The organism is Mesorhizobium sp. LSJC285A00 (genome assembly GCF_000503155.1).
GTDB lineage: Bacteria > Pseudomonadota > Alphaproteobacteria > Rhizobiales > Rhizobiaceae > Mesorhizobium.
Map to the genome: position 1 here is coordinate 287,730 of NZ_AYVK01000001.1, position 9,438 is coordinate 297,167.

Below are 9,438 nucleotides of genomic sequence, written 5' to 3' on the forward strand. Positions count from 1 at the left end.
ATTGTTACATTATGGCAACAATGGGGTCGAAACTTTCCGTTTACGTCAATATTAACGCAACGGAACGCCTATTTTTCGAGCAAAGAACCTTCGCGAAGCGCTGCAAGCGTCTCGCGAATCCGGCGCTCAACCGGCGTCGCGCACCCTGGTCAGCGCCACCGAAAGCTTCTCCTGCTGATCACGGTATTCCGCGAGTTTTTCGCGCTCGGCTGCGACGATCTCTTCCGGCGCGCTGGCGACGAATCTCTCGTTGGACAGCTTCTTGTGCAACCGCGCGATCTCCTCGGTCACCTTGGCCAGTTCCTTCTGCAGCCGCGCCGCCTCGGCGGAGAGATCGATCAGGCTGCCGAGCGGCAGGCAGATCGTCGCCTCGTTGAGCACGATCTGGGCCGAGCCCTTGGGTGCGGCGTCCTGCAGCGAGATGTCGCCGGCCCGCGCCAGCCGCTGGATGGCGGAAGAATGGCGTTCCAGCCTCTGGTGGGTCTCGGCGCTGGCGCCGACCACCACCAGCGGCGCGATCGCCGCCGGCGGCACGTTCATTTCCGAGCGCACCGAGCGGATGCCGGAGACCAGATCGACCAGCCAATTGATGTCGGCGGCGGCGTCTGCGTCCTCGAAATCGGGTGATGGCCAGGCGGCGTGGCAAAGCAGCGTACCACGCGTCCTGCCCTCGCCTGCCGTCTGCGCCCACAATTCCTCGGTCATGAACGGCATCATCGGGTGCAGCAGCTTGTAGATCTCGTCGAGCACGAAAGCGACGCAGGCGCGGCTTTCGGCCTTGGCCGCTTCGTCGGAGCCCATGAACACCGGCTTCAAGAGTTCCAGATACCAGTCGCAGAAGAGGTTCCAGACGAAACGGTAGGCAGCGCCCGCCGCTTCGTTGAAGCGGTAAGAGGTGATGCCCTCGGTGATCGCGTGCGACGCCCTGGTCAGCTCGGTCAGGATCCAGCGGTTGACCGGCAGCCTGGCGTCGTTCAGCCAGAAATCATCGTTGCGCGCGACCTCGTTCATCTCGGCAAAGCGTGTCGCGTTCCACAGCTTGGTGCCGAAATTGCGGTAGCCGGCGATGCGCGCCGGATCGAGTTTCACGTCGCGCCCCTGCGCCGCCATCACCGTCAGCGTGAAGCGCAGTGCATCGGCGCCAAACTCGTCGATGAGGTCGAGCGGATCGATGACGTTGCCTTTCGACTTCGACATCTTCTGCCCGTTCTTGTCGCGCACCAGCGCATGCACATAGACGGTGTGGAACGGCTCCTCGTGCATGAAATGCAGGCCCATCATCATCATCCGGGCGACCCAGAAGAAGATGATGTCGAAACCGGTCACCAGCACGTCGGTCTGGTAATAGGTCTTCAGCTCCGGCGTGTGATCCGGCCAGCCCAGTGTCGAGAACGGCCACAGTGCGGACGAGAACCAGGTGTCGAGCACATCCTCGTCGCGGCTCAGGATTTCGCCCGGCTTGAAGGTCTCGAGCTTGTCCTCGACCCAGGCCTTCCACGGGCCTTCCAGCGCCAGATAATATTCAATCGCGGCGCCCAGCGCCTCTTCCTCGGTCTTCTCGACGAAGACGCGGCCGTCCGGCCCGTACCAGGCCGGGATCTGATGACCCCACCACAGCTGGCGTGAAATACACCAAGGCTGGATGTTCTCCATCCAGTCGAAATAGGTCTTCTCCCAGTTCTTCGGCACGAAGTTGGTACGGCCTTCACGCACCGATGCGATCGCCGGCTTGGCGAGTTCCGCGGCGTTTGCATACCACTGCTCGGTCAGAAACGGCTCGATCGGCACGCCGCCGCGGTCGCCATGCGGCACGGCGTGGCGATGCGGCTCGATCTTGTCGAGGAAGCCGCCGGTCTCCATCAGCTCGACGATTTTCTTGCGCGCGACGAAACGGTCGAGACCGTCGAGCTCGTCCCAGATGGCCTGACGCTCCGGCGTCACGTCGAGCCCGGCGAGAAAATCCTCATTATCCCTGAGCGTTATTGCCGCCTCGATGGTCAGGATGTTGATCGCCGGCAGCTTGTGGCGCTTGCCGACCTCGAAATCGTTGAAGTCGTGCGCCGGCGTGATCTTGACCGCGCCGGAACCCTTTTCCGGGTCGGAATACTCGTCAGCCACAACCGGGATTTTCCGGCCGACGATCGGCAGCACGACATTTTTCCCGACCAGATGCCGGTAGCGCTCGTCGTCCGGGTGCACGGCGACCGCCGTATCGCCAAGCATCGTCTCGGGCCGTGTCGTGGCCACGGTAATGAAGGTCGCCGAATTTTCCGGATCGAAAATCTCGCCTTCGATTGGATAGCGGAAGTGCCAGAGATTGCCGTTGATCTCCTGGGGCTCGACCTCCAGGTCGGAGATCGCCGTCAACAGCTTCGGGTCCCAGTTCACAAGGCGCTTGTCCTTGTAGATCAGCCCTTCCTTGTAGAGGCTGACGAATACTTCGAGCACGGCCTTGGACAGGCCTTCATCCATGGTAAAACGTTCACGCGACCAGTCGGCCGAGGCGCCGAGCCGCTTCAGCTGGTTGAAGATGGCGCCGCCGGACTCGGCCTTCCACTCCCAGACCTTCTCGATGAACTCCTCGCGGGTGAGATCGCGGCGATGGATCTGTTTCTCCATCAGCTGGCGCTCGACCACCATCTGCGTGGCGATGCCGGCATGGTCCATGCCCGGCTGCCACAGCACGTTCTTGCCGCGCATGCGCTCAAAGCGCACGAGTATGTCCTGCAGCGTGTTGTTGAGTGCGTGGCCCATATGCAGCGAGCCGGTGACGTTGGGCGGCGGGATGACAATGGTAAAGGCCTCGGCCCCCTCTTCCGCACCTGCGCCGGCGCGAAATGCGTCCGCCTCTTCCCAGATTTTGGCGATCTTGGGTTCGACGGTCTTGGCGTCGTAGGTCTTTTCAAGCATGGGAAAGTGGTCCGCGCGGTCGGGAGTTTTGCTGACCCGGTGTAAATCGGAAGGTTTTGGCCAAGTCAACCGCGAGGGCTGCCTCAGTCCTTCAACGCAAATAGGCGAGGCCCTGGTCATTTCAACGGGAAGGCCATGCCCGCACCTTCATCGTCAGCGATCCCGACGGGAAGCTGATCGCATTCGCGACATCAGCCGGACGCTGGCCTGCAGCGAGAAAGCGCCGCCCGAAGGCGGCGCTTTAATCCGGAACGGGCTGTGGTGATGCCTATTGCGCGCCGCGCGCGACGCGCTCGATTTCTTCGCGTACCAGGCGCTCGACCAGCGTCGGCAGGTTGTTGTCCAGCCAGTCCTGCAGCATCGGCCGCAGCATCTCCTCGGCCATCTCGTCGAAGGTCTTCTTGCTGCGGCTGGCGAAGGCGTCGGAGAGCTCGCCGAAGGCGGCTGCGACCTGCCGTCCCGTATGTTCCGAAACGATCGCCGGCCGAACCGGAGTTGTATCGGCCGGGCGCGCGTGCTCGCTGCGCGAAGGATGAGGCTCGAAAGCCGGCTCGGCAGCGAGATCGTCTTCGAAAGCCTCGACCTCCGCGATTGCTGCCTGCCGATTTTCAGTCTCTGGCTGCCTGATCTCCGGCTGCCTGATCTCGGGCCGCCGTACTGTGTCAGCCGGTTTTGCCTGATTGCCAACGGCCGCGATTTCGCGGCGCCAATCCGTGACGATCGAGTCGGTGGTTTCCGCCTTTGCCCGCACTGCAGCTTCTGCCCTGACGGCGGGAGCTGGCTCACTGGCTATCCTGGCGCTTACTTCCGCCAATGTCATCGGAGCATGCGCGGGTGGCGCGGCGGTCGTGGCATTTGCCGCAATGGCCGGCTTCACTGGCGACGGCTCGGAGCGCGGCTCCAGCCGCGCAACCACCGGCTCGGCCAGTTGGGCCTGCACCTCGGCCAGCGTCACCGGCTTCTTGCTTTCGGTCGAGCTGTGCAATTCGCTGCGGAAGGCCTCGACATCCGAAACAGGTCCGGCGGCCGGCACAACGTCCTGGCGCAACTCATCCGCGTCGCCCGGCAGCTTGCGGCCTGTGTCGCTGTCTTCGATGATCCTCCTGATGGAAGCCAGTATTTCTTCCATGGAAGGTTCGCGCTGTGCGCTGCTTGCCGTCGCCATCGTCACATCCGCCGCCCCCGCGCATGATCCCGAAAATCGATCTTCGATTTTCGAAGAGGATCAGGCGCAAAATCAAAGTTCTACAGCCTCCTTTGCGCATCCATCGGACGCGTGGCGCTGCAGTGACCCGTTCCTGGATTCCTGTCCGGCAAAGCCGGATACGAATCATGGCGACAGCGTAGCCGACGGATCGCCATCCGAGAATCCCCAATCTCGGAAGACGCCGGATTTCAACAATTTAGGCTACAAAAGACAAACGCCGCGCATCCTTGGGAAGCGCGGCGCTACGATACTTTCAATCTTGGCGGGATTTGAACCGCTCAGTCGCGATCAACGACCGTCCGGCGTACGCAGCCCGATCCATTTGTCCTTGACGGCTCTGTAGTGCTCTTCAGGCTTGTACTTCACCACATTCAACGCCAGGCGATCGGCCGACAGGCGGCCCATGGCCGACAGGATGGCGTAGCTCGCTACAACCACATCGCGCTCGGAGCTGGCGAGGTCGATCTTTGCCGAGATGACGGCGTTCTGGGCATTCAACACGTCGAGCGTGGTGCGCTGTCCGACATTGCGCTCCTCGATGACGCCGTTGAGCGCCAACTGTGCGGCCGCGATCACCTGCCGATTAGCGTCGACGCTTTCACGCGCTGCGATGTATTGCGTCCATGCCGAGGTCACGGCCTGGCGCACCGAGTCACGGCTGACATCCACCTCGATGCGAGCCTGGCTGAGCGATTCCTTCGACTGACGAACGAGTGCGGAGGTACGGCCGCCCGAATAGATCGGAACGGTCAGCGTCGCGCCGACGGTTGCGGCATTGGAGTCGCCGTCCGAATTCCCCGCGCCAGGTACAGTATTTTGATAGGCATGGGAAAGGCCGGCACTGGCAGTCAACTGCGGCAGCAACGCACCTTCCTGCGTCTTTACATCAAATCCCGCTGCATCGACGGAATGTAGGGCGGCCAGGATGGCCGGATGCTCGTTCGATGCAATGCCGATCGCCGCCTCGAGACTCCTCGGCAACAGCTTCGCCAACGGCGACGCGGCCTTGAGCTTGCCCGGCTCGTCACCGACGATCTGATGATAGGTTGCCGCACTGGCCAGAGCCTGCGCACGGGCAGCACTCAATTGCGCCACCGCGGCCGAACGCGACGCGTCGGCCTGCGCCACATCGGTGCGCGTGCCCTCGCCGACCTCGAAGCGCGAGCGTGCCGCGCGCGCCTGCTCGGTCAGGAACTGCAGATTCTGTTCGGTCAGCACCGCCACCTGGCGGTCGCGAATCACGTCCATATAGGCGCTCGCCGCGTTGAACAGCGTGTTCTCTTCGGTGTTGCGCAGGCCCTCGACCGAGGCCCTCACCTGTGCAGCGGCCGACGCGACCCTGTTCTTGGTCTGGAAGCCGTCGAACAGCGTCTGATCAATCCGAACGCCGAAGCTGCCGGTGGTCAATGCCAGGCTCGCGTTCCTGCCGTTCAGGTGCCTGGAGGTGTAATCGATATCAGCCGAACCAGTGATCACCGGGCGATAGCCCGACTTGGCGATCGCCACGCCCTCATCGGTGACGCGCACGCCGGCACGGGCCGAATTCAGCGAGGAATTGTTCTGGTAGGCCTTGGAAAGCGCGCCGAGAATGGTTTCCGCCGAGGCGGCTATCGGCGAAAGCGCTGTCGCGGAAATGAGGACAGTAACAAACAAACTCTTGGCTAAGGACGGCACTTTATATCCCTCATTCGTTTTGCACGGGAACCACGCCACGCCAGCCCATCCCTAGGGATCGGCCAGCGCCGCGTCGATGTATCGTTCCCCCGCTGACAGCCTCCCGAAACCCCGGTTAACCAATCAGCAACGATTGTTCAATCGCAAGCCAACATGACAGAGTCTTTGCTGCAAGGCAAAATCACTTAGAACTCGAAGGCATGAATGCGTTCAAATCCGGGTAGTGGCTTAATTGCCGCATTAAATGCCCGTCTTCCGGTTACAACCCCCCCTGCATTGAAAAAGAGCCGGGCTACGCCCGCATTGCCCTGCCCTTCCACAGCCACCAGCCGGCCGCCTTCGGCAAGCTGGTCAAGCAGCGCCGCAGGCACTTTCTCGACGCTGCCGCCGATGAGAATCACATTGTAGGGCGCCTTGGCGGCATGACCTTGCGGCAGTGGGCCGGTGACCACGGTGACGTTATCGCAGCCCTGCGCCGAAAGCGCCGCTTTGGCTGCTTCCGCCAGTGTGGTATCGCTTTCCAGCGCCACGACGGATTTGGCCAGCCTGGACAGCAGCGCCGCGGAATAACCGGTGCCGCAGCCGACATCGAGCACCGAATCGCCGGCGTCGATCTCGGCCAACTGCAAAAGCTTGGCCAGTGGCGACGGCTCCATGAGGTAGCGCGCACCGCTGCCATCGGCGCCGTCGGAGATGCGGATATCCTCGTCGATATAGGCGAGAGCCTGTTGGCCGGCCCCGACAAAGGCCTCGCGCGGCACGGCAAGCATGGCATCGAGCAATGCTGCGTCGGTCACATCGGTGGTGCGGACCTGGCCGTCGACCATCTTGACGCGAAGTTCGGAGAAATCAGCGCTCATGTCCCAACCAATCCGTCAAAAGCCAATGCGCTGAATGCGCTTGTCGCGCCGACACTGCGGCGCATTCGAACTCAAGCCCCCGGCATGCGGGAGTTGAAGCGATTGGAGGCCTCGCCCGGAATCGAACCGGGGTGCAAGGATTTGCAGTCCTCTGCGTAACCACTCCGCCACGAGGCCTCATCGCTCCCGGCGAGCGAACTCAATATGGTGGCAGCGAAAGGTCGTCAAGCGTCCGCGCGGCATTCCGGCGCGCTTTCCTCATCAGCCGCCGCAACGTGGTTCCCGAGCGATTTCAGCGCTTGGCGCACCGGCATATTGGCCGCTCCTCAAGCATGGCTGCGCGACCGGCGAAACTCGAACCCGCAGCTTTACGCAGCGGGTGCAAACTGGCTTTCACCGTAAACGCGCGGCTGACACCAGGGGCTGCCGTTCTCAAGGAGATATTCGAGGGGAAGGTCTGCGGGGGGGGTGGAAGCGAAGCGTCCACTGAACCGGGACCGCGCGCCATCGCTTTCAATTTGGCCGGCGACGCCGTTCCCACCAGACGACGAACCGGCGCCGCAGGCGGCGCACCGCGGCAAATTCGTAGGAAAGCACCAAAAGGCCGAGCGGAATCATCCAGAAGCCGAGAATCGGCAGGAAACCGAGAAGGCCGAAAAACACCAGCATGATACCGATGGCGATCCTCAGCCCGCGCGAGCGCGGCATGGTGAACTCGCGCCCGAACACCGAGATTTTCCGCGCCGGTGCCTGGTTTTCGTCTGCTGCAGTCATGTCGAAAGTCGATCCGGTTGCCTTCGATAAAGCCATATGCGCTAAAGGCTGCAATCGCCTTTCAGGTTCCGCCGACCAAGGTCCGACGGCGCCCAAGACGGCTCATATGTGGTGTCATCCGGCGATTGCCAGAAACCATTGGGTGAAAATGCGCTAAAAAATGCGAAATGCTTCTTTGCAAAGCCGAAAAGGGTTTGCTATAGGCTGCGCCACTCACATGAGAGCCTCTATTCCCCGGTAGCTCAGTGGTAGAGCAACCGGCTGTTAACCGGTTGGTCGCTGGTTCGAATCCGGCCCGGGGAGCCACCGCCTTTTCTAAGCCGTGGTGCGATCTTGTACACTACAGCGCCATTGTCCGCGCACTTCGGTCCGCTTAGCTTCTGCCAGAACGGCTGGTAACAGCTACGAAGCCGATCGAGGCAGTTTGGTGGGCATCGCGCCCCTGCCCTCGCCCGAAGGCAGCCTGATAACGCCCGGTATCACCTATGAAAATACCAAATCGGGAGGACGTTGGTGCAAACCAAGAAGATCATCAATGACGGCAATCGGGCCGTCGACGAGATGCTGGAAGGCATCCTGGCTGCGCATCCCCGCCATCTCAAAGCCGTTGACGGAAGCCCGCGCTCGATCATCGCCCGCGATGGACCGCGCCAAGGCAAGGTAGGCCTCGTCATTGGTGGCGGCTCGGGCCACGAGCCGAGTTTTCTCGGCTTCGTCGGCAAGGGGCTGGCCGACGCGGCGGCGATCGGCAATGTCTTCGCCTCTCCGCCGCCCGACCCGATCCTCGAATGCGCCAAGGCGGCGAGCGGCGGCGCCGGTGTGCTGTTCATGTACGGCAACTATGCCGGCGACGTCATGAATTTCGACATGGCGGCCGAGATGGCCGCGATGGACGACATCGAGGTGCGCACGGTGCTGAGCACCGACGACGTCGCTTCCGCGCCCGTTGGTGACAGGCACAAGCGGCGCGGTGTCGCAGGGAACTTCTTCATCTTCAAGGCGGCAGGCGCCGCCTGCGACCGCATGTTGTCTTTCGATGAATGCGAACGCATTGCCGGGAAAGCCAACGACCACACCTTTACCATGGGCGTCGCATTGGCGCCCTGTTCGTTGCCGCAAACCCGCCGGCCGAATTTCGAAATCGGACCCGACGAGATGGAGATCGGCATGGGCATCCATGGCGAACCCGGCATCGCACGCGGAAAACTCAAAACGGCCGACGAGATCACCGACGAAATGTTGGACAGGATTCTCGCCGAGATGGCGCCGGCACGCGGCGAGAAGGTCGCCGTGCTGGTCAATTCGCTGGGTTCGACACCGCTGATGGAACTCTACATCATGAACCGGCGCGTGAAGCAGCGGCTTGACGATATCGGTGTATCCATTCACGCAAGCTGGGTCGGCAATTACTGCACCTCGCTCGAAATGGCCGGCGCTTCGATCACGCTGCACCACCTCGACGACGAGTTGCAAACGATGCTCGACCACCCTTGCGACTGCGCCATGTTTCGCGCCGGGTAAACTGGGGACGGCAAGGAACAACAGATGACAACAATCGACACCACCCGCCTTGCCGCGATGTTCGTTGCCATCACCGACGCCATGTCAGCCGACCGGGACCGGTTGTGCGCGCTTGACGGGGTGATCGGCGATGCCGACCACGGCATTGCCATGGAGTTGGGATTTGCCGCGGCACGCGACGCGGTGGCCGTATTGGACGACGGGACCACCGATCCGACCATCTTGCTGAACACGGCGGCGAAGTCGTTCCTCAACGCCGTCGGCGCCTCCTCGGGCCCGCTCTATGCCACGGCATTCATGCGCGGCGCGGCCGCCGTCAAGGGCAAGGCGACGCTCGACGACGCCGACGCGGTCGCTATGTTCCAAGCGATGGCCAGAGGCATTCAGGATCGCGGCAAGGCCGAGCCTGGGGAAAAGACGATGATCGATGCGTGGGCGCCGGCCGCGACGGCTGCGGGCGAGGCACTGGCCGCCGGCAAGGGGCTGGCCGGC

At 62.4% G+C, this 9,438-nt stretch carries 7 protein-coding genes and 2 tRNA genes; 3 read left to right on the top strand and 6 right to left on the bottom strand.

Annotated elements, in window-relative coordinates; translation table 11 throughout:
• Positions 1–126: 126 nt before the first annotated feature.
• From X726_RS165195 to X726_RS165170, 6 genes are all read right to left on the bottom strand, one after another.
• Positions 127–2,910: a valine--tRNA ligase gene (locus X726_RS165195; RefSeq protein WP_023667704.1), complete on the bottom strand. Its 2,784-nt coding sequence runs from the start codon at positions 2,908–2,910 to the stop codon at positions 127–129.
• Positions 2,911–3,178: 268 nt separating this feature from the next.
• The gene (locus X726_RS165190) at positions 3,179–4,075 is read right to left on the bottom strand and encodes a PopZ family protein (protein ID WP_023667705.1); all 897 of its coding nucleotides are present in this window, start codon (positions 4,073–4,075) and stop codon (positions 3,179–3,181) included.
• A 330-nt stretch (positions 4,076–4,405) separates the two neighbouring features.
• On the bottom strand, positions 4,406–5,791 hold the full coding sequence (locus X726_RS165185) for a TolC family outer membrane protein (RefSeq protein ID WP_023667706.1): 1,386 nt from the start codon (positions 5,789–5,791) through the stop codon (positions 4,406–4,408).
• Positions 5,792–5,976: 185 nt separating this feature from the next.
• Positions 5,977–6,651, bottom strand: coding sequence for a protein-L-isoaspartate O-methyltransferase (locus X726_RS165180; RefSeq protein WP_023667707.1), 675 nt, complete (start codon positions 6,649–6,651; stop codon positions 5,977–5,979).
• Between the two features lie 103 nt (positions 6,652–6,754).
• A tRNA-Cys gene (locus X726_RS165175) sits at positions 6,755–6,828 on the bottom strand.
• A gap of 336 nt (positions 6,829–7,164) precedes the next feature.
• Entirely contained in the window at positions 7,165–7,425 is a 261-nt protein-coding gene (locus X726_RS165170; RefSeq protein WP_023667708.1) for a PGPGW domain-containing protein, read from the bottom strand.
• A 231-nt stretch (positions 7,426–7,656) separates the two neighbouring features.
• Here X726_RS165170 and X726_RS165165 point away from each other — a divergent pair.
• The 3 genes from X726_RS165165 to X726_RS165155 all read left to right on the top strand — a co-directional run.
• A tRNA-Asn gene (locus tag X726_RS165165) sits at positions 7,657–7,731 on the top strand.
• Between the two features lie 207 nt (positions 7,732–7,938).
• Positions 7,939–8,946, top strand: a complete 1,008-nt coding sequence (locus tag X726_RS165160; protein ID WP_023667709.1) for a dihydroxyacetone kinase subunit DhaK — start codon at positions 7,939–7,941, stop codon at positions 8,944–8,946.
• Positions 8,947–8,970: 24 nt separating this feature from the next.
• Positions 8,971–9,438, top strand: a 468-nt coding sequence (locus X726_RS165155) for a DAK2 domain-containing protein (RefSeq protein WP_023667710.1), incomplete at its 3' end; no start/stop codon positions are given.

Excerpts from the sequence above, each read along its gene's own strand:
- X726_RS165195 (WP_023667704.1), bottom strand. The coding sequence starts at position 2,910 with ATGCTTGAAAAGACCTACGACGCCAAGACCGTCGAACCCAAGATCGCC.
- X726_RS165190 (WP_023667705.1), bottom strand. The coding sequence starts at position 4,075 with ATGGCGACGGCAAGCAGCGCACAGCGCGAACCTTCCATGGAAGAAATA.
- X726_RS165180 (WP_023667707.1), bottom strand. The coding sequence starts at position 6,651 with ATGAGCGCTGATTTCTCCGAACTTCGCGTCAAGATGGTCGACGGCCAG.
- X726_RS165170 (WP_023667708.1), bottom strand. The coding sequence starts at position 7,425 with ATGACTGCAGCAGACGAAAACCAGGCACCGGCGCGGAAAATCTCGGTG.